Consider the following 19,729-nt stretch of genomic DNA (forward strand, 5'->3'; position numbering starts at 1 on the left):
AATGGATATTTTTAACCCAGTAGACCATCCACACCGTCGATATAACCCATTAACCGATCAATGGGTATTAGTTTCGCCACATAGGGCAAAACGCCCTTGGCAAGGTCAACAAGAGACAATAAATGATGAACAAAAACCTTGTTATGATGCAAATTGTTTTTTATGTCCGGGAAATAAACGTGTAACCGATGATATCAATCCTAATTATACGGGAACCTTTGTCTTTACTAATGATTTTGCCGCGTTAATGCAAGATACACCTGACTCCCCTATTAGTCATGACCCGTTATTCCAAATGCAAAGTGCCAAAGGTACAAGCCGAGTTATCTGTTTTTCTCCCGACCATAGTAAAACGTTACCCGAACTAAATTTATCTGCCATTGAAGAAGTGATAAAAACTTGGATCACCTTACAACAAGAATTAGGGAAAAATTATCCATGGGTACAAATTTTTGAAAATAAAGGGGCAGCTATGGGCTGTTCCAATCCGCATCCTCACGGGCAAATTTGGGCAAATAGTTTTATCCCGAATGAGATTGCTCGAGAAGATTTTAATATGTGTAACTATTTTCAAAAGTATGGGCGAAATTTGTTAGTTGATTATGTACAAAAAGAGTTAATCAATCAACAGCGTATTGTTGTTGAAACTGAACATTGGTTAGCTGTAGTTCCATTTTGGGCTGTCTGGCCATTTGAAACACTATTGTTACCGAAAAAACATATTCCTAGATTGACTGATTTAACTCAATCAGAACAAAAAGATTTAGCTATAGCCTTAAAAAAATTAACTTGTCGCTACGATAATTTGTTTAATTGCTCTTTTCCTTATTCTATGGGGTGGCATAGTGCACCATTTAGTAATGATAATACAGATTATTGGCAAGTACATGCTCATTTTTATCCCCCATTATTACGTTCAGCCAGTATTAAAAAATTTATGGTCGGTTATGAGATGCTTGCAGAAGCGCAACGAGATCTAACGCCAGAACAAGCTGCAGAAAGATTGCGCAATCTTAGTGATGTACACTATAAAAATAAATCTAACGAATAACGAATATTTTATAGTTAAAAATTGGACATAGAACAGCTAACATTTACGTTATCCTCAATATTTTTTATCACTATAAAAAATATTGAGGAAAGGGATTTTTTAAGGATAAAAAATCGAAGATTTTACATAGTTAACCTAACAATCCAAGTTAAAATTAGGTATGATATTCCCCTATTCACTAATGGATATTAAGATAAATGAAAAGCAAAGCGCTCACAGCGATTTTCCCAGGAACATTTGATCCAATCACCAATGGTCATATCGACCTAATTACCCGCGCATCGCAATTGTTTCCCCGTTTAATTGTAGCTATAGCGCAAAATCCAAATAAAAAAACGCTGTTTACTTTAGAAGAACGAGTAAACTTAGCCTCAACATCGGTTGAACACTTATTGAATGTGGAAGTGATTGGCTTTGACAATCTTATGGCTGATTTTGCCCAAAAACATGCGGCGACAGTGATAGTCAGAGGAGTGAGAACAACTCACGATTTTGAATACGAAAGACAATTAGCTGAAATGAACCGAGCATTAAACCCTGATTTAGATACTATCTTTTTAATGCCATCGATTGCGATGGGATTTATTTCATCAACCATTGTTAAAGATGTTGCTTTGCATGGTGGAGACATCTCTAATTTAGTACCTTTACATGTCAAAACAGAGTTACTAAAACGGTTAACATAACTTCAATTTATTAATATGGTTAATTTTTACACCCCTACAAAAAAGAAGCTTACTGCACAAAAATTGACAGTTACTATCACTAATTTAGATGCCTTTGGTCAAGGCGTGGCAAATCATAAAGGTAAAACAATTTTTGTAAAATCAGCTTTACCTAATGAAACAGTTGATATCCAATTAACTGATGATAAAAAAAATTATGCTAAAGCAAAAGTTATAAAATACCACAATCATAGCCAACAGCGGGTCACACCAAAATGTAAATACTATACAAAATGTGGAGGCTGTGAATTACAACATATTTCATCAAATTTACAGCAACAAGCTAAATATGAAGCCTTGATCAAACTTTTACAGAAAGAAGCTGGGGCGGAGTTGGACTATAAAGACAATTCACCTAATATCATTGCCGACCAACCATATCATTATCGTAGGAGAGCTAGATTATCAATTAATTTAGTTAAAGGTGAATTATTAATCGGCTTTAGGCAGGCAGAATCAAACCAAATTATAAATATAGAACACTGTCCGGTATTAGTTGAACAATTAGATAAATTATTAATGCCATTACAGTCTTGTTTAAGACAAATTAAACAAAAAAAATCGCTTGGACATATTGAATTAATTGCCGTCGATAGTGGCATTATCCTTGTGTTAAGACACACCATGCCACTCACAGAGCAAGATAGCATTTTATTAAAACAATTCGCTGAAACTCACAATATTTCACTCTATTTTCATGGTCATGACCTGATTCATATCAGTGGCACCACTGAACATTATTATCTGATTAATCATCTAAAATTAACTTTCAGTCCACTCGATTTTATACAAGTTAATAGTCAAATTAATCAAAAGATGATTGATAAAGCCTTAGAATGGTTAGATATAACTTCAGATGATAAAATACTCGACCTATTTTGTGGTATGGGTAATTTCTCATTACCTATGGCAATAAAAAGTCAATCAGTCACAGGTATTGAAGGTGTAGATGCTCTGGTTGAAAAAGCCAAGATCAATGCTAAACTAAATAAAGATAAAATTGGTGCTAAAACTCAGTTTTTCACCTGTAATTTAGAAGATAAACAGCAATTTTCAATATGGAATCAGTCAAAATTTGACAAAGTATTATTAGATCCAGCTAGAGCCGGTGCTTATAATGCTACAGCAGAAATTGTTAAGATATCACCGACAAAAATAGTTTATATTTCATGCAATCCTGCTACATTGGCTAGGGACTGCAAGCTATTTATTGAGGAAGGATACAACATTGTAAAAGTAGCTATTTTGGATATGTTTCCACAAACTAAGCACATTGAATCAATGTTGATGTTAACTAAATCAGGATAATAATTATGGTATCAATTAGAGGCGCCCATCAACAAAATGACGAACATTACACGCTCGCACAATTTGATGTTGAACGATGGGCAAAACAAGAACTGTTATTAACCAATATTGAATCTTATCAAAAATTTAAAGATATTTGGGATTTTTGTTTTGAGCATAGTGCTGGTGAACCAGAGCAAATCTATTGCTTCGAAAATGCCATTGAAATGGTTGAAATTTTATCAACCTTAAATATGGATATTAATAGTTTAGCAACCGCTCTTTTACTACCTTTCTTTGATACTAAAATTATCTGCCGTGAAGATCTACCGGAAAATTTTGATCGAGAAATAATTCATATTCTTTCTAGTGTTGTCAAAATGAAAGACATTAGGCAACTACGTGCTATCCGTAATGGTCATGCAACAAACGAACAAATTGATAGTATTCGTCGTATGTTACTTGCGATGGTTAATGATTTCCGTAGTGTAGTCATTAAACTAGCTGAGCGTATTACTTATTTACGAAATTTGATGCATGCGCCAAAAGAAGATCAAGTGCTAGCTGCTAAAGAGTGCTTTAATATCTATGCTCCCTTAGCTAATCGACTCGGTATTGGTCAATTAAAATGGGAGCTTGAAGATTTTTGTTTCCGCTATTTACATCCTGACCAATATCGTTTTATTGCCCATAAATTACATGAGAAACGTCTAGATCGCGAATCATATATCAATCAATTTGTTAAAAATTTACAGGATATGATGAATAAAGATCATATTCGTGCCGAAGTTTACGGTCGCCCTAAACATATCTATAGCATATGGCGAAAAATGGAACGTAAACATCTACAATTTGAAGATTTATATGATATTCGAGCGGTACGCATCATCTGTGATCGAATCGAAGACTGCTATAATGCCTTAGGTATCGTACATAGCCATTATAAACATATTGCAAAAGAATTTGATGATTATGTCGCCAATCCAAAACCCAATGGATATCAATCAATTCATACTGTGGTTTATGGCCCAAATGATAAAACTATTGAAATTCAAATACGTACCGAACAAATGCACAATGATGCTGAATTAGGTGTAGCAGCACATTGGAAATACAAAGAAGGCAGTACAGATAAAATGACTGCCTACGATCAGCGTATTTCTTGGCTACGTAAATTATTAACTTGGCAACAAGAGATGTCAGAAAGTGGTGAAATTCAGGAAACTGTCCGTAGTCAAATTTTTGATGATCGCGTTTATGTATTTACACCAAAAGGTGATGTTGTTGACTTGCCTGCTGGTTCAACCCCATTAGATTTTGCTTATCATATTCATAGTGATGTTGGTCACCGTTGTATCGGTGCTAAAGTTGCGGGGCGCATAGTACCGTTTACCTATATATTAAAAACGGGTGATCAAGTTGAAATTATTACCCAAAAACAACCTAATCCAAGTCGCGATTGGCTAAATCCAAATACTGGATTTGTAAATAGCAGCCGAGCACGAGCAAAAATACAAGCTTGGTTTAAAAAACAAGATCGAGATAAAAATATAGCTGCTGGTCAACAAATTTTAGACAATGAATTAGAACCGTTAAATATTAGTCTAAAAAGTGTCGAAAAGATTCTGATTAGTAAATATAACGCTCATTCGTTTGACGAAGTATTAGCTGGGATAGGTAGTGGGGATGTTAGAATTAACCAACTAGTTAATTTTATTAATGCCCAATTTAATAAACCAACTGCTGAAGAGGAAGATGAAGCTGTTCTTAAACAGATCACCCAAAAATCAACCTCTCAAGCCAAAAATACCAATAAAACATCATCGATAAAAGGTGGTGAAATTATTATTGAAGGAGTAGATAATTTACTCTATACCATTGCTAATTGTTGTCGCCCTATCCCCGGTGATCCAATTGTCGGTTTTGTTACCCAAGGACGTGGTATTTCAATCCATCGCTCAGACTGTGAACAGCTGCAAGAGCTAAAAAATCACGCACCAGAACGAATCACCAGTGCAGTGTGGAGTGGTAATCATAACGCAAGTTATACCATGGTCATTCGCATCATAGCTAGTGATAGAAGTGGATTATTGCGTGACATAACAACAATTTTAGCTAATGAGAAAGTAAACGTCTTAGGAGTTTCGAGTCGCATAGATATGAAACAACAAATTGCAACGATTGATATGGATATGCAAATTTTTGATCAGGACTCTCTTGAACGAGTTATGAATAAAATAAAACAACTTTCTGACGTGCTGGAAGCAAAACGCTTACAAGGATAATAATTCGGTTGCCACTAGTATGTGAGTGGCAACCTTATCTATTGATTAACTTCGCTGTAAAATCTCAAATTGGTAATCATAACAATTTTTATCATCCGCTTTATGATTTTCTAAATAAATTTGTTGCCATGATGTTTGCAAATAATCAGGAAAATAAGTATCGCCAGTCAGTTTGGCATCAATATGAGTTAAATAAAGTCGATTAACTAAAGGTAATACCTGTTGATAAATATTACCACCGCCTATAATAAAGGCTTCTTCTACTTGTTGCTGATTAATCATTGATATTGCCTCATCAATCGATTTAACCCAACTAACATTAGGATTAATTGACGTATTACTTTCAGCCTGTCGACTGATGACAATATTGTGGCGATTAGGCAATGGTCTACCAATAGATTCAAACGTTTTACGCCCCATAATCACAGGTTTATTTAATGTGTTCTTTTTAAACCACGCTAAATCTGCAGGCATGTGCCATGGCATTTGATTGTTCATACCAATTACACGATTATCCGCCATTGCAACAATTATACTTAATATCATTGTAGTTCCTTTATACATAACCTAAAGATTTGATGCGCTCACTTACATTACTCGGAAATTTGGTCTGCGACCACAGTCTTTGGCTTAAAGAAAGTAATGTCTCTTTTTGACCTGAAACTATCCAATTCGCTAATTCAGTCGCCACATCAGGATAAATAGTAGGTTTAGGTGACGGTAGACCTAACCAATATTTCAACTTCATACTATTTAAATGTTCCATAACGGTTGCCATATCCAAAGACTGCAAACATTGGGCATTGTAAACTTGTTCAAATTGACCCGCGACTGGTTTAGTTAAAATCTTTTTACCCAAAGATAACGCTTCTGAAATTAAAGCAAATCCAGTATTTGAAATAATACCAGAACAACTGAGTAGAGCTTGAGTAAAATTATCTCGACTTAGCGGTTGTAATAAAATATTACCGCGTGCAGAAGATTGTTTTATTTCAGGGTGAAAACAATTAAATTGATATTGCGGAAATTGGCTTAATAATTCGGTTATTTCCGTTAAATCTTCAAAAGGCAAATAAACGATAATTTTACCATCTTCAGTTGGTGGTGTAGGAAATGAATCAATCATTGGCGGAATCAGTTTATGACCAAAATGGAACCAATGTAAACCAATAGGTTGTGTAACAGGAGCATAGTATTTCATAATCACATTTGCTATCGTGCCATATTCTTTAGGCTTGAGATATTGGCAAACAGACTGATTACTGATACCTAAACATTCGCGATTCTGATGATGTGCAGCCCAAGCACTAACTGGTTCAAAATCACTAATAATACAGTCATATGCAGATAAATCTAAATCACGAACGTCTTTAATTAATCTAAAAGCCCTAATTCTTTGGATGGTTTTGCGAAAATTGATTTTGCCATTAAGCGTAGCAAATGAAAGACCACCAAACGTTCGGTAGTTGCCAAAAGCTTGCATATCAAAATAATCTTTAGGATCACGACCACTTAAAATATAGTCAACATCCGCTCCAACCTTTTTTAAAGCTTTGGCTAATGTTCGACAACGACTGATATGGCCATTTCCTGTTCCTTGTACTCCAAAAAGAATTTTCATATCGTTATTATTCATAATGTTTTTTATGTGAATATGATACCAGAACCAATTATATTTGGCTTATATATTTTTATGATTATCTTGTACTAGGTAACCATTAATAGACCAATTAATTTTGATGTTACAGATTGAAAAATTAGTGATTATTAGCAATTGAAATTGAATAAAACTTCCATCTGTTAAAGTGGTATAAATTTAATGTTTTCTCTAGTAAAATAACTACAAGGTTTGTTAGATTAATTGCGTGATAAACAATGTCATTAGCCATAAACAAAAAGCGAGTGAATATTTTAATTATATCAACAATCTTTTTGTTTTTTTCTTCTATTTGGCATGTTCCACTCATTATTTCCAAACCTTGTACTGTTCATCATTCACCTAGCTTACAATCTTTAAGGGTGAACGCAAATCATCACTCTCCAGTAATTGATTTGTCGACTTCTAAATCAACAAAACCTTTTATTAGTGAATCAGTTAATCATTGTTTTGCTTGTGGCATGGCTATTGCTAATTATAGCGTTAATATTGATTATCCGATTTACCGTGAACAATATCTACCAACAAATTTTATTCCTGAATATAAAGAATTTATTCCTGAGTTAAAACCACCAAAAATTAGCTAATTTACGCTCTGTTAAATATTAGTAATAAATACTGGAAATCAATAACACATTAGCTTGCTAAACGACTAGACGAGTTTGGAAAGCAAACTGCTGGTTATTATTTAACTAAATAAATGATTATAGGAATACTATGAAACGCCGAAATTTTATAATGAATATTACTGCTGCCGTTGGTGGTTTAATTGCAACAAAAGCCATTGCCAAATTAGATCATTCATCAATGTCTGACATGGTTTGTGATGTTAAATCTGATAATTGTGATAAGGGGGACAACATGCACGATCATATGAATATGAATATGAACAACAAACAACCACAAAAACTATTATCTACTTCAGTATTACCAAAAGGTCATGATTTACCCAAATTCCAACTGTTAAAAAATAGTAGTCATCAATCAGGTATATTTGAAGCTACTATTGAAGCCAAACCAGTAAAAATTGCATTAACGCCTGATATCACTACAGAATTTTGGGCTTACAATGATTCAATACCTGGGCCACTTATTGAAGTTTATGAAGGTGATAAAGTCAAATTGACAGTAAAAAATAGACTGTCACAATCAACAACGGTGCACTGGCATGGTTTACTTGTGCCATCAAATCAAGATGGCAATCCACAAGATGAAATACCGGCTGGCAGTGAACGTATTTACGAATTTACCATCCCCGAAGGCAGTGCTGGTACCTATTGGTATCATCCTCATGGTCACAACACCGTTGCCGAACAAATAGCGAGAGGATTAGCGGGGGTATTTATTGTTCGTAGCAAAAAAGACCCTTTAGAATCTTTACCAGAACTAAATTGGTTTTTCTCAGATCTAAAACTGACAGACAAAGGAGAAATTGCCGATAACTCAATGACTGATTGGATGAATGGTCGAGAAGGACAATTTGTATTAATTAATGGTGGTTATCGTCCAAAAATGAAAGTTAATACTGCAACACGTGTTCGAGTTTGGAATGCCTGTTCTGGACGTTATCTTAATCTTTCAATTCCAGGTTGTGATGTCTTTTTAGTGGGTAGTGATGGTGGATTGATGCCTGAACCAATTTCCCTTGAAAAGCCACTATTATTATCACCTGCCGAACGCGCAGAATTGGTAATTTTACCCAAACAAACCGGTACGGTTTACTTACAATCAATTGGTTATGATCGCGGTAAGATGGGAAATGTACCACCAGAACAAGATATAATACTTGCTGAATTAGAGCTACAACAAGCGAATTCAATTGTTTTACCTTCGCCATTACGAACTCTACCTAAAATTGGTGAAGCAAAAGCGCATAAAACACTTGAATATACAGAGGTCATGGACAAGAGCGAACTAAGAGGTGGCATGCTGTTTTTAATTAATGGCAAACGCCATGATATGAAACGAATTGATCTAGAAAGTAAAATCCATGATGTTGAAGAATGGACAATATTTAATAATTCACATATGGATCATAATTTCCATATTCATGGTACACAATTCACGGTTGTATCGCATGAATTTGATGGTAAAAAATATCCACCAGAATATGTAGCATTAAAAGATACCATCAATTTACGTCCTCACGAAAAAATCACCATAAAAATTCAACAAAATATGCCAGGATTGCGCATGTACCATTGCCATATTGTTGAACATGAAACACTCGGTATGATGGGACAATTAATGGTTAAGGATTAGATAACTATATACCCACTATAAAAAATGGTGGGTATTTTTAATTACTATTATCATAAAAATTCGAATATTCAGACAGTTTATTAATCAATAATAATAGTTTTTCATTTTGGCAAAAAATGCTAAGATACTGCGGTTATGACTACGATTAATTACTGGCAACATATAAGTAAACGCCTTATTATTAAAACTGCATTATCGCACTTATTATTAGGTGTAATTGCTACTGGGTTCGGTTTTTACCAACAAAATGCGTTACCAGTTCAATCATTTACAAGTCAAGTTGGTATTATTGCGATTACTGAAATAGTTCAAGATCAGCAAATTCCAACTAAAAAAACCTCGCAAATCTTATCTTTGTCACCAAAGCAGCATTACAATAAGCAAATTATCGCGCGAAATTATGACGAAGTTAATCCAAATACTGTTATTCGATTATCTCCCTATAATGGAATAAGAGCCGGTCCAAACGCTACCGCCTAATAGATTTTACATAATCAAATTAATTAATTTATTTAATAAGGTTTAATCCTTATATCTCCCATTATAAAAAACAATAAGAGAAAATTTATGTTATTAAAATTATTAACTAAAGTATTCGGTAGCCGTAATGAACGCGTATTAAAATCTATGCGTAAGCGTGTTGAAACGATCAATGCCCTTGAGCCAGCAATGGAAGCATTAAGCGATGAAGAACTTAAGGCAAAAACTAACGAATTTAAACAAAAAATTGCCGACGGTACAAAATTAGACGATATATTAGAAGAAGCTTTTGCCGTAGTCCGTGAAGCAAGTAAGCGTGTATTTGGTATGCGTCATTTTGATGTGCAATTAATTGGCGGTATGGTTCTAAATGAACGTTGCATAGCTGAAATGCGTACCGGTGAAGGTAAAACATTAACCGCAACGTTGCCTGCTTATTTAAATGCGTTAACCGGTAAAGGGGTACATGTTGTCACCGTTAATGATTATTTAGCGCAACGTGATGCTGAAAATAATCGTCCTTTATTTGAATTTTTAGGCTTAACAGTGGGCATTAACTTACCTAATATGCCACCGCATTTAAAACGTGATGCTTACAATGCTGATATCACTTATGGTACTAACAACGAATATGGGTTTGACTATTTGCGTGACAATATGGTCTTTAGTAAAGAGGCCAGAGTGCAACGCCCACTTCATTATGCTTTAGTGGATGAGGTCGATTCAATTTTAATTGATGAAGCAAGAACACCACTAATTATTTCTGGTCAAGCAGAAGACAGCTCAGATAGATATGTTAGTATCGATAAAATCATTCCACACTTAACCCGTCAGGAAAAAGAAGATTCGGATCAGTTCCAAGGCGATGGTGACTTTTCGATTGATGAAAAATCACGTCAAGTTAACTTAACCGAACGAGGTTTAATTAAGGTTGAAGAACTACTAATAAAACAAGGCATTATGAAAGGTGATGAATCCCTTTATGCACCTAGTAATATTGTACTAATGCACCATGTTAATGCTGCACTTCGTGCTCATCACTTATTCCATCGTGACGTTGATTATATTGTTAGAGACAATGAAATCGTTATTGTTGATGAACATACAGGCCGTACGATGGATGGTCGTCGTTGGTCTGACGGTTTACACCAAGCAGTGGAAGCTAAAGAACATGTTAAAATTCAAAATGAGAATCAAACATTAGCCTCTATTACTTTCCAAAACTATTTCCGTCTCTATGAAAAATTAGCCGGTATGACAGGTACTGCTGATACCGAAGCTTTCGAATTTAACCAAATTTATGGTTTGGATACCATTGTTATTCCAACCAACCGACCGATGGTAAGAAAAGATCAGCCTGATCTTGTCTATATGACTGAAAAAGAAAAAATTGATGCTATCGTGGCTGATGTACAAGCTTGTGTTAAACGAGGACAACCGGTATTAGTCGGTACTGCATCTATCGAAAAATCAGAGCTTGTCTCACATGCCTTTAAAAAAGCAGGTATCAAACATAATGTTCTTAACGCCAAATTCCATGCGCAAGAAGCCGAAATTATCGCTGATGCAGGTAGTAAAGGAGCCGTGACAATCGCAACTAATATGGCTGGTCGTGGTACAGATATTATGCTTGGTGGTAACTGGCAAAGTGAAGTTGCAAAATTAGAAAATCCAACTGAAGCAGATATCGAAAAAGCGAAACAAGCATGGCAAGCTAAACATGAAGAAGTGATTGCACTTGGTGGATTATATATTCTTGGTACTGAACGTCATGAATCACGTCGAATTGATAATCAATTACGTGGTCGTGCTGGTCGTCAGGGGGATCCTGGTGCTTCTCGCTTTTATCTATCATTAGAAGATCCATTAATGCGTATTTTCGCATCAGATCGTGTCGGTAATATGATGCGTAAATTTGGTATGAAAGAAGGTGAAGCAATTGAACACCCATGGATTACTAAAGCTATCGCTAATGCTCAGAAAAAAGTTGAAAGTCGCAATTTTGATATTCGTAAACAATTACTCGAATATGATGATGTCGCCAATGATCAACGTAAAGCTATTTATAGCCAACGTAATGATTTATTAGATAACGTAGATATCAAAGAGACAATTGATTCAATACGTGGGGATGTATTTACAACGGTTATTGATCAATATATTCCACCACAATCGATTGAAGAAATGTGGGATGTTGCTGGATTAGAAGCCGCCTTAAAAAATGATTTTGATTTAGATTTACCTATCGCTAAATGGCTTGATGAAGAGCAAAATCTTCATGAAGAAAATTTACGTGAACGTATCTTACAACTTGCTCAAGATAAATATCTTGAAAAAGAAAATGCAGCTGGTGCTGATGCCTTTAGACAATTCGAAAAAAGCGTTATGTTACAAACGCTTGATACATTATGGAAAGAGCATTTAGCCGCTATGGATTATTTACGTCAAGGCATTCATTTACGAGGATATGCACAAAAAGATCCTAAACAAGAATACAAACGTGAATCATTCAATATGTTTGCCAATATGTTAGAATCATTAAAATATGATGTAATTGGTATTTTAAGCCGCGTGCAAATTCGTTCACAAGAAGAAGTTGATGAAGCTGAACGCCAACGTCAAGCTGAAATCGAAAGATTGATGGCAAAACAACAAGCTAACCATGATTCAATGACGGCTATTGATGGTGAGAATGATGGGCAATCATCAAATTCACCACAACCGATTGTCCGCACGCAAGCAAAAGTAGGACGTAATGATCCTTGTCCATGTGGATCAGGCAAAAAATATAAACATTGCCATGGAGCTGTTAATTAAGCCAAAAATTTAGTATGATTAAACAATATTGATGTTTAAATCAACGAATTTTGTTACTTAAAAATCAAAAGGGAAAGCATTGGCTTTCCCTAACTTTAATCATAAACAGACAGGATCATGAAAAAACATACTGAAATTGCTGTAGGTATAATTCGTTCACAAGATTGTCAAATTTTTATCACCCAACGCGGTGAAGATTCTCATCTTGCTGGTTTTTGGGAGTTCCCTGGCGGAAAAATCGAAACTGGTGAAACACCTTATCAAACATTAGAACGTGAAATAGCCGAAGAAGTCGACATTCACATTCATCAGGCTCAATTTTTAAAAACCTTTGAACACAGTTATGAAGATCGCGATATCACCATTCATGCCTACTTAGTAGAAGAATGGGATGGCGTACCTTTTGCGAAAGAAGGACAACCAAGCCGTTGGATTGATCAAGAAGATCTGAATGCAGATGAATTTCCTGATGCTAATAGACTAATTATTGAAATGCTTAAAAATTTAGATAAGCAAATTTAATTTATCACTAATATTAGTTAAGAATTTGGCTTATCAGCTATTCTTAACTAAAGCTTTTCTAAAAATTTTGTTGTGATGTTATCTACTATCCCTCACCCATGCTGTTTAAAATTTAACCTCTCGCTTTATTGCCACTAGAATAAAATCGCCAATATGCGTATTATTAACACGATTTTCTCTTAATTTTGACAATTATTAGAGATTATCGTGTTTATTTTAAGAAGGTATAGAAACAATGAAAGAATATAAAGTAGTAATTTATCAAGAAGGCGCTTTGTCTTCAATGCTCTTAGGCGCAGCTAATTCAAATCCTGAAAAATTTGGTGCTTTTTTAAATGATAATGCACAACAAGGTTGGCGCGTTATAACAATGCAAAAAGATATGCGCCGTTTATTTTTATTCTGGCGACGAGAAGCTTACTTAGTTGTAATGGAACGAGATCGTAGCTAATTAAAATAGAATAAAATCTTTTCTATTTTACTATTAGGAATCAATGTAAATTAATTATATTGGTTCCTATTAAAAAGGTGATTATCTCAATACTGTTTATTTTACTGATTTACGATGTAACCTCTGCTCAGCCAAGGCGAGAAAAACAATCCCAACAATAATAGACAATGCCCCTAGTAGGCGCGTAAGTGTAATTTGCTCATTAAATGCAACAACAGACACTAACATCACAGTAACAAGTTGCAAATGCGATGCAGCAAAAGCTGGGCCAACTGGCGCTTTTTTTAATAATACCATCCAAGTGATAAATGCTCCAGCATATCCAACCATAACTAAATATGCCCACCCATGACTAAAAATCCTTAACAACCAACTTATATTTGCTTCAAATGGCAAGGCCGAAATAGCCGTGAGTTTAAAAAAAGTTTGCCCAAAAGTATCAAAAAAGAGTAACAAGACAAAACCGATGATATAAAACTTTTTCATTAAGTTAATCCTACTAATATCACGCCGGTAGTTATAAAAAATATTCCTAGTAATCGAAAGGGGGTTAGATGTTCTTTAAATAAGATGCGCCCAGCAAGCATCACGGTTATCATATTAAAAGAGCCTAATAAGATCCCTTGTGATAATGGAACTTCACTTAAAAATGCTAACCAAAACACAAAACCAATGAAATAAGAACCGAATCCTAACCACAGCCATATGTTACCGAATAATTTCTGCCAATAACGGCCGTCTTTATCATTAGAGGTCACAGCGGCATATTTAAAAGCAATTTGCCCTACTGTGTCACAAATAATATTAACTAACCATAATAAAATAATTAAGGTTGACATGAATGACAAATTCCATGAATTTCAAGCACACTATGTTTTATTAAAAATTCACTTTGTGTTGCTAATAACTTCAGTTGACTTTCAATATTTTCAGAATGCTTTTCAATAATCTGATGACAATTATCACAAATAAATAAAATTGATATATGTTGCGGTTCATGAAAATGCGGACAAATAATATAACAGTTAGTTGACTCCACCTTATGAATAAAACCTTGCTCAAGTAAAAATTCCAGAGCACGATAAATTGTTGGTGGTTTAGCTTGTGGTTCACTGACTTTTAAAAGATCTAAAAGATCATATGCGCTCATTGCTCTATTGGCTTTAAGCATAATATTTAAAACGGTTTTACGCTGAGTGGTCAGCTTAATACCGCGTTTTTTGCATAAAGTTTCAACTTTTTCAATCAGCAAGTTATGCATTCAGTTCCCTTCATTCTATTTATTTCGATTTCAATGCCGCTTTCTTTCGTCGTATCTCTTTCGGATCATTGATTAAAGCTCGGTATATTTCAATACGATCACCATCCTTTACTTGTTCAGTAAGCTCACAACGTTTGCCATAAATACCAACAAAATGACCATCTAATTGAATATTGCATAATGATAAGATATTGGATTTTGCAATTGCTTGCAAGACATTCGTTTGTTCATCAACCGCACAATCAATAATAGTCGGCTGATTAGGTAGAGCATATACAACTTGAATATTTATCATCTTAATATATCTGCCTTGCTCTTTGCGAAAATGCTTTAACCATATTGGTCATCACTTCTTTAAAAATTGGAGAAAAAACAGCGCCCATTAATTTGTTATTAAATTCAAAATCTAAACTAAAGCTAATTTTACTGTTTTGGTTATCCAGTTGAGTAAATTGCCATCGTCCTTTTAAATGTTTAAATGGACCATCTAACAATGCCATATCAATTGAATTAGGTTCATTAATCTTATTTATGGTAGTAAATGATTTTTTAAAGCCTAATTTTTCAACTTCAATAAAAGCAGTTAAAATGTTATCTTGCTTGCTAATAATCCCAGTTGCGATACAATCAGGGACAAACTCGGGGTATCTCGCTATATCGTTAACCAATGCAAACATTTGCTCGGTTGAATAAGGCTCGATCACCTCATGAAAAACATGTGCCATAATAATAAAATTAAAAGTTAAAATTAGTGGCATATAGTATCATGTAACTCTATAATAACGCACATTATGACTAAGAAAAAATCACATAAGCCGGGTTCGGCGACTATTGCATTAAATAAACGTGCACGCCATGAGTACTTTATTGAAGAGGAAATTGAAGCAGGGTTATCACTTCAAGGTTGGGAAGTAAAATCTCTGCGAGCAGGTAAAGCGAATATTAGTGACAGTTATGTGTTACTAAAAAATGGTGAAGCATGGCTATTTGGTGCAACAATAACCCCATTAAACGTTGCGTCTACACATGTCGTATGCGAGCCTATGCGTACTCGAAAATTATTGCTTAATGAACGGGAATTGAACTCGTTATTTGGCCAAATTAACCGCCAAGGTTATACCGTTGTGGCATTATCATTGTATTGGAAAAATGCTTGGGCTAAAGTCAAAATTGGTGTCGCAAAAGGTAAAAAAGATTACGACAAACGCACCGATATAAAAGAAAGACAGTGGCAAGTTGACAAAGCTCGCATAATGAAAAATGCTAACCGCTAATCTTACTTACAACAGTAGCAAATCTTAAATTAACGATGGCGTATAATTTTTGGCTGAATAAAAAATGCCTGATGTTTTAATTCTTTAAAACTTAATAAATCATCAATGACATTCACACAAGTCAACGCCATCTTCTCAAAATCCTGCTCAATTGCATCTATTGGATAGTAACAATAATCAAGATAACTATTGTAATCATAAGAGCATAAATAGATCTGCTTTGGATCAATTTTAGCTTCGACCAAATAACTCAGTACCTCTTGCAGTAAGTTACCTGATGGCGTAAAAATAGCTTTTGGTACCCTACCCAATTTTTGATGAACATTTTTCAACAATTGGTAACCTTTATTTGGACAATAATCATCACTCACCAGCCAATCACTATCAACTTTTAATCCAACACTTTCTAAACCTTGCTTAAATCCCTTAAGTCTAGCTTGAATTGATGTTAACTGAATATCACAACCAATAAAATAAAATTCATCTAACTTTTCGGCATAAGGTTTGATTAAATCAGCGACAGATTGCAATGCTTCACTAGTAATAAAAGGTAATGTCGTATCTTTTAGATAACGGTCAAAAAGCAATACTGGTGTATTTTGATTAATATCGACATAAAATTGGTCACTATCTAATGACGTTACCACTATCATTGCATCAACTTTACGTTCAACTAAATTTTGCGCAACTTTAAGTTCAACTTCTTTATTATAATGACTACAAGTGATCAATAATTGAATATTCTTTTGCCGAAAGCAACCTTCTAAATGATGTAAAAACATTGAAAAAAATGAATTTGACATATCCGGAACAATAACACCAATAGTATTGGTACTGTTAGCTTTAACTAAATATTGATGAATATGCGATTGATCCCGGTATTTTTCCGCAATAGATAAAACTCTTTGTCGAGTTTGCGGAGAAATGCGATATTTTTTATCTCGTTTATTAAATATATGACTGACGGTCGTTGCCGACACGCCAGCCAAACGAGCAATATCATTAATTTTCAGTTTATTACTCGCCATATACTAATCACCTTAATATTAACGTGGGGTGCGTTGTTGTTTATTTGGGAATACTGGGTTGTTATTCACCGATGGACTTTGATACCAATAAGCAACACTGGCGATATCATCACAACGTTCATACAATCTTATATCATCATTACCTATTTGTTGAAACGCCAGTTTGATATTTTTGTGAAATGCAATTGGATCTGGAAGATGCCAACGGTATAAACCATGCATTGGTAAACCATCGTCACCAAAGCCATGTACAGGATTGGAATCACCTGTTTGGAAAAAGTCACGCGTCGCATCACGGTTTGTTTGATAAGGGTAACCCATAAACATCGTTTGGAAACATTTTGCTTTTGGACGCCCTTGGCTATCTCGATTATGAAATGCCCATGCACCACCAAAGTAGTCTTCTGAACCGGTTGAATGTTGGGTTGGATATTCACTGTCATTATCAAGATAGAATTTAAATTCACCTTCACCCCACCAATAACGCTCTAATGCTGTCAGTGCTAAGTAGGTACCGACATAATAACCGTAACCTTGAACATTATCTAATATAACATAATCTTGTGCATAATTAGTTACACGTTGACGACGCCATTGTGCATGGAAATAAAGTGGATTTTCAAACGGTTTTGGCATTAACGCATAGTTAATGGTAAAGAAGAAATGCTGTAAATCAGCTTCATGTTCATTATGAATTTCAATTCGCGCTTTTTTATTAAATGGCATTCTAAAGTAACTATTAAAACCACCGGTTGGATTAACCACGATTGGCATTGAATTTATATCACATCTAGCACCAAAACCATTACAGAAAAAGTCACCAATTGGACTTTCTACTGAAGGAACTGTTTCGTCATCCCAATAAATACGAATAACCACATCACGCAATACAAAACTACCTCGATGCGTTCTATCGGTTAAAGTAAACCACATATGACGAATCTCAGCAGGACCAGTAATTTCAGCAATAGTTACTCTTTCACCAGCTGCAATTGAAATACAGCCTTGTCCTTTTCGACCTGGCCCTAAAGCACTCGCTTTCATACACGATTTACCCTTTTCACCAGTCATATTTTCTGGAGAAATTGTTCTGGTTTGTTCAAAGTTAAACTGTGTTACTGAATTAAATATATTCATTTTGTATCCTCAATATTTTTTATCAAATACTATTTATTAAATTACTAAAACCTGTTTTATGATTTAATGTTGTCTTCAAGCTTAGGACTATCTGACTTTTTATCACGGCTTAAGAAGAACACTGCAAAAATCATAAAGGCTAAAACCACCAAACCTAAGTTATTAAAGGTGGTTGCTGAACCATGAGTATCATAGAAATTACCAACGAAGGTAGAGAACAAAATCACGCCGACAGAACCAGCAACTTGATAACCTATTAAAAATACGGTAGCAGAGAGACGAGCGTTAAAATTATTATCAATATATTTAAACACTGACACTAAAATGGTTGAGATTTCTAAGCAGTGCATCAATTTTATTACTGAAATAATAGCAATACTTTCGACATGCCCAGTTAAGAAGATTCGCGTAGCGGAAATAAAAGCAGCAAAGATTAACGCATTTTTCGCACCTACTTTGTTAACCACAAATGGCACACAAAACATAACCGCAGCTTCTAAAAAGACCTGAAATGAATTTAAAATACCGTATAAGCGATAACCATCATTCACATCTTCAAATTGCTGAGTAAAATAGACCGGGAATAACTGTTGATCGTAAATGTTGTACAAGCTATAAGTTCCGAGAACATAAACAACAAATATCCAAAACTTTTTCAATGCAAATACTGAAACAATTTCGTTAAAACTTAACTTTTCTTTCTTTTGAAATACTAGCGAAGATGATTTGCTTAAATCAGGTTTGAAATTAAGATTGAGTATCATAAAACAGATACCTACAACTGAGGCGGCCCAAAAATTAAGATGAGGATTAATACTAATTAAAATACCAGCAACAAACGTACCAGCTGCATAAGCAATACATCCCCATGTACGACATTGACCAAATTCAAAATCAAATGCTCGGCTTATTTTTTCACAGTATGAGTCGATTAACCCCATACCAGCAATCCAACCAAAGCCAAGAAAGAAACTACCAAAAATAACACCAGCATAAAAATTATGTCGCAATAGTGGTTCATAAACATAAATTAGCGCAGGTGCAGCACAAGTTATAATGATACTTTGAAACCAAATAAGGTGTTTCTTAAGCACAAGTTTGTCTTGATAAACACCATAAATGATCATGATGATCAATGAAATAAAATAGTTAAATGAATAGATGATACCGGTTTGCTTTGCAGTTAAACCAATCTCTTTACTAAGCCATATTGCATAAAAAGAAAAAACAAAACTACCAGCTGCGTAATACATAATGCTATAAAACGAAGCAAACCAATAAGTTGGTTTTTTATAAAATGCACTTGTCATAATTTATCCTATAAAGAGTTAAGCACTAATTTGAGTATGAATAGCTAAAAATTTAGCTTTAACGGCTTTATTGGATAAATGTGATCAACTTCAAAGTAATTTTATTTTTAGTAAACGGTTTAATTGGCAATAAGTATAAATAACATTAATAAACAGTATGTTATTTAAATTACTGAGAGGTG

21 protein-coding genes are annotated in these 19,729 nt (G+C 34.5%); 11 read left to right on the forward strand and 10 right to left on the reverse strand.

Annotated features, from left to right (window positions below; genetic code table 11):
* Window position 1: 1 nt before the first annotated feature.
* The 4 genes from galT (at window position 2) to relA (ending at window position 5,348) form a co-directional block, all read left to right on the forward strand.
* A complete protein-coding gene (galT, locus tag H3S74_RS10170) occupies window positions 2-1,051 on the forward strand; it encodes a galactose-1-phosphate uridylyltransferase (protein WP_198247816.1) in 1,050 nt (349 codons plus the stop codon).
* A 197-nt stretch (window positions 1,052-1,248) separates the two neighbouring features.
* Window positions 1,249-1,737: a pantetheine-phosphate adenylyltransferase gene (gene coaD, locus H3S74_RS10175; RefSeq protein WP_110448461.1), complete on the forward strand. Its 489-nt coding sequence runs from the start codon at window positions 1,249-1,251 to the stop codon at window positions 1,735-1,737.
* A 15-nt stretch (window positions 1,738-1,752) separates the two neighbouring features.
* Window positions 1,753-3,084 carry a 23S rRNA (uracil(1939)-C(5))-methyltransferase RlmD gene (gene rlmD, locus H3S74_RS10180; RefSeq protein ID WP_198247817.1) on the forward strand — a complete coding sequence of 444 codons (1,332 nt, stop codon included), beginning with the start codon at window positions 1,753-1,755 and terminating at the stop codon, window positions 3,082-3,084.
* Window positions 3,085-3,089: 5 nt separating this feature from the next.
* Window positions 3,090-5,348, forward strand: coding sequence for a GTP diphosphokinase (gene relA / locus H3S74_RS10185; RefSeq protein ID WP_198247818.1), 2,259 nt, complete (start codon window positions 3,090-3,092; stop codon window positions 5,346-5,348).
* Window positions 5,349-5,393: 45 nt separating this feature from the next.
* On the opposite strand, the gene folA is transcribed toward relA, so the two are convergent.
* Both folA and H3S74_RS10195 read right to left on the reverse strand, forming a co-directional pair.
* Window positions 5,394-5,894 (reverse strand): type 3 dihydrofolate reductase, encoded by a 501-nt coding sequence (gene folA / locus H3S74_RS10190; RefSeq protein WP_232354889.1) that lies wholly within the window; start codon window positions 5,892-5,894, stop codon window positions 5,394-5,396.
* Window positions 5,895-5,904: 10 nt separating this feature from the next.
* Window positions 5,905-6,969 carry an MJ1255/VC2487 family glycosyltransferase gene (locus H3S74_RS10195; protein ID WP_198247819.1) on the reverse strand — a complete coding sequence of 355 codons (1,065 nt, stop codon included), beginning with the start codon at window positions 6,967-6,969 and terminating at the stop codon, window positions 5,905-5,907.
* Between the two features lie 254 nt (window positions 6,970-7,223).
* Between H3S74_RS10195 and H3S74_RS10200 the strand changes: the two genes are divergently transcribed.
* The 6 genes from H3S74_RS10200 to H3S74_RS10225 all read left to right on the forward strand — a co-directional run bounded on the left by H3S74_RS10200 (window position 7,224) and on the right by H3S74_RS10225 (window position 13,537).
* Window positions 7,224-7,592, forward strand: coding sequence for a hypothetical protein (locus H3S74_RS10200; protein ID WP_110448466.1), 369 nt, complete (start codon window positions 7,224-7,226; stop codon window positions 7,590-7,592).
* Window positions 7,593-7,722: 130 nt separating this feature from the next.
* Complete coding sequence (locus H3S74_RS10205) at window positions 7,723-9,267, forward strand: multicopper oxidase family protein (RefSeq protein WP_198247820.1); 1,545 nt, start codon at window positions 7,723-7,725, stop codon at window positions 9,265-9,267.
* Between the two features lie 135 nt (window positions 9,268-9,402).
* Complete coding sequence (locus tag H3S74_RS10210; RefSeq protein ID WP_198201323.1) at window positions 9,403-9,747, forward strand: hypothetical protein; 345 nt, start codon at window positions 9,403-9,405, stop codon at window positions 9,745-9,747.
* Between the two features lie 87 nt (window positions 9,748-9,834).
* Window positions 9,835-12,564 carry a preprotein translocase subunit SecA gene (gene secA, locus H3S74_RS10215; protein ID WP_198247821.1) on the forward strand — a complete coding sequence of 910 codons (2,730 nt, stop codon included), beginning with the start codon at window positions 9,835-9,837 and terminating at the stop codon, window positions 12,562-12,564.
* A gap of 117 nt (window positions 12,565-12,681) precedes the next feature.
* Window positions 12,682-13,086, forward strand: coding sequence for an 8-oxo-dGTP diphosphatase MutT (gene mutT, locus H3S74_RS10220; protein ID WP_065613906.1), 405 nt, complete (start codon window positions 12,682-12,684; stop codon window positions 13,084-13,086).
* 235 nt (window positions 13,087-13,321) lie between these two features.
* Window positions 13,322-13,537, forward strand: a complete 216-nt coding sequence (locus H3S74_RS10225; RefSeq protein WP_110448470.1) for a DUF4177 domain-containing protein — start codon at window positions 13,322-13,324, stop codon at window positions 13,535-13,537.
* A gap of 96 nt (window positions 13,538-13,633) precedes the next feature.
* On the opposite strand, the gene H3S74_RS10230 is transcribed toward H3S74_RS10225, so the two are convergent.
* The 5 genes from H3S74_RS10230 to H3S74_RS10250 are packed head-to-tail and all read right to left on the reverse strand — an operon-like array spanning window position 13,634 to window position 15,556.
* Complete coding sequence (locus H3S74_RS10230; protein WP_110448471.1) at window positions 13,634-14,023, reverse strand: multidrug efflux SMR transporter; 390 nt, start codon at window positions 14,021-14,023, stop codon at window positions 13,634-13,636.
* Window positions 14,023-14,376: an EamA family transporter gene (locus H3S74_RS10235; protein WP_110448472.1), complete on the reverse strand. Its 354-nt coding sequence runs from the start codon at window positions 14,374-14,376 to the stop codon at window positions 14,023-14,025. The genes H3S74_RS10230 and H3S74_RS10235 overlap by 1 nt, the downstream gene beginning before the upstream one ends.
* The gene (zur, locus tag H3S74_RS10240) at window positions 14,364-14,798 is read right to left on the reverse strand and encodes a zinc uptake transcriptional repressor Zur (RefSeq protein WP_198201329.1); all 435 of its coding nucleotides are present in this window, start codon (window positions 14,796-14,798) and stop codon (window positions 14,364-14,366) included. The genes H3S74_RS10235 and zur overlap by 13 nt, the downstream gene beginning before the upstream one ends.
* Window positions 14,799-14,817: 19 nt before the next feature.
* On the reverse strand, window positions 14,818-15,093 hold the full coding sequence (locus H3S74_RS10245; RefSeq protein ID WP_198201331.1) for an RnfH family protein: 276 nt from the start codon (window positions 15,091-15,093) through the stop codon (window positions 14,818-14,820).
* Between the two features lies 1 nt (window position 15,094).
* Window positions 15,095-15,556, reverse strand: coding sequence for a type II toxin-antitoxin system RatA family toxin (locus H3S74_RS10250; protein WP_198201332.1), 462 nt, complete (start codon window positions 15,554-15,556; stop codon window positions 15,095-15,097).
* A 33-nt stretch (window positions 15,557-15,589) separates the two neighbouring features.
* On the opposite strand from H3S74_RS10250, the gene smpB reads away from it, so the two are divergent.
* The gene (gene smpB / locus H3S74_RS10255; protein ID WP_198247822.1) at window positions 15,590-16,072 is read left to right on the forward strand and encodes an SsrA-binding protein SmpB; all 483 of its coding nucleotides are present in this window, start codon (window positions 15,590-15,592) and stop codon (window positions 16,070-16,072) included.
* A gap of 29 nt (window positions 16,073-16,101) precedes the next feature.
* On the opposite strand, the gene H3S74_RS10260 is transcribed toward smpB, so the two are convergent.
* From H3S74_RS10260 to H3S74_RS10270, 3 genes are read right to left on the reverse strand one after another with little or no spacing between them, the layout of a single operon-like run.
* Window positions 16,102-17,100, reverse strand: coding sequence for a substrate-binding domain-containing protein (locus H3S74_RS10260; RefSeq protein ID WP_198222185.1), 999 nt, complete (start codon window positions 17,098-17,100; stop codon window positions 16,102-16,104).
* An 18-nt stretch (window positions 17,101-17,118) separates the two neighbouring features.
* A complete protein-coding gene (locus H3S74_RS10265; protein WP_110448476.1) occupies window positions 17,119-18,237 on the reverse strand; it encodes a glycoside hydrolase family 172 protein in 1,119 nt (372 codons plus the stop codon).
* 56 nt (window positions 18,238-18,293) lie between these two features.
* Window positions 18,294-19,547, reverse strand: coding sequence for an oligosaccharide MFS transporter (locus tag H3S74_RS10270; RefSeq protein ID WP_198201334.1), 1,254 nt, complete (start codon window positions 19,545-19,547; stop codon window positions 18,294-18,296).
* Window positions 19,548-19,729: the final 182 nt, after the last annotated feature.

Source organism: Gilliamella sp. W8126 (assembly GCF_016102185.1).
Taxonomy (GTDB): domain Bacteria; phylum Pseudomonadota; class Gammaproteobacteria; order Enterobacterales; family Orbaceae; genus Gilliamella; species Gilliamella apis_A.

Coding starts and splice junctions, on each gene's coding strand:
- H3S74_RS10270 (WP_198201334.1), bottom strand. CDS start 19,547: ATGACAAGTGCATTTTATAAAAAACCAACTTATTGGTTTGCTTCGTTT.
- H3S74_RS10245 (WP_198201331.1), bottom strand. CDS start 15,093: ATGATAAATATTCAAGTTGTATATGCTCTACCTAATCAGCCGACTATT.
- rlmD (WP_198247817.1), top strand. CDS start 1,753: ATGGTTAATTTTTACACCCCTACAAAAAAGAAGCTTACTGCACAAAAA.
- folA (WP_232354889.1), bottom strand. CDS start 5,894: ATGATATTAAGTATAATTGTTGCAATGGCGGATAATCGTGTAATTGGT.
- H3S74_RS10265 (WP_110448476.1), bottom strand. CDS start 18,237: ATGAATATATTTAATTCAGTAACACAGTTTAACTTTGAACAAACCAGA.
- H3S74_RS10235 (WP_110448472.1), bottom strand. CDS start 14,376: ATGTCAACCTTAATTATTTTATTATGGTTAGTTAATATTATTTGTGAC.
- mutT (WP_065613906.1), top strand. CDS start 12,682: ATGAAAAAACATACTGAAATTGCTGTAGGTATAATTCGTTCACAAGAT.
- H3S74_RS10195 (WP_198247819.1), bottom strand. CDS start 6,969: ATGAAAATTCTTTTTGGAGTACAAGGAACAGGAAATGGCCATATCAGT.
- relA (WP_198247818.1), top strand. CDS start 3,090: ATGGTATCAATTAGAGGCGCCCATCAACAAAATGACGAACATTACACG.
- H3S74_RS10200 (WP_110448466.1), top strand. CDS start 7,224: ATGTCATTAGCCATAAACAAAAAGCGAGTGAATATTTTAATTATATCA.
- smpB (WP_198247822.1), top strand. CDS start 15,590: ATGACTAAGAAAAAATCACATAAGCCGGGTTCGGCGACTATTGCATTA.
- H3S74_RS10230 (WP_110448471.1), bottom strand. CDS start 14,023: ATGAAAAAGTTTTATATCATCGGTTTTGTCTTGTTACTCTTTTTTGAT.
- coaD (WP_110448461.1), top strand. CDS start 1,249: ATGAAAAGCAAAGCGCTCACAGCGATTTTCCCAGGAACATTTGATCCA.
- H3S74_RS10250 (WP_198201332.1), bottom strand. CDS start 15,556: ATGCCACTAATTTTAACTTTTAATTTTATTATTATGGCACATGTTTTT.
- H3S74_RS10260 (WP_198222185.1), bottom strand. CDS start 17,100: ATGGCGAGTAATAAACTGAAAATTAATGATATTGCTCGTTTGGCTGGC.
- H3S74_RS10205 (WP_198247820.1), top strand. CDS start 7,723: ATGAAACGCCGAAATTTTATAATGAATATTACTGCTGCCGTTGGTGGT.
- H3S74_RS10210 (WP_198201323.1), top strand. CDS start 9,403: ATGACTACGATTAATTACTGGCAACATATAAGTAAACGCCTTATTATT.
- H3S74_RS10225 (WP_110448470.1), top strand. CDS start 13,322: ATGAAAGAATATAAAGTAGTAATTTATCAAGAAGGCGCTTTGTCTTCA.
- galT (WP_198247816.1), top strand. CDS start 2: ATGGATATTTTTAACCCAGTAGACCATCCACACCGTCGATATAACCCA.
- secA (WP_198247821.1), top strand. CDS start 9,835: ATGTTATTAAAATTATTAACTAAAGTATTCGGTAGCCGTAATGAACGC.
- zur (WP_198201329.1), bottom strand. CDS start 14,798: ATGCATAACTTGCTGATTGAAAAAGTTGAAACTTTATGCAAAAAACGC.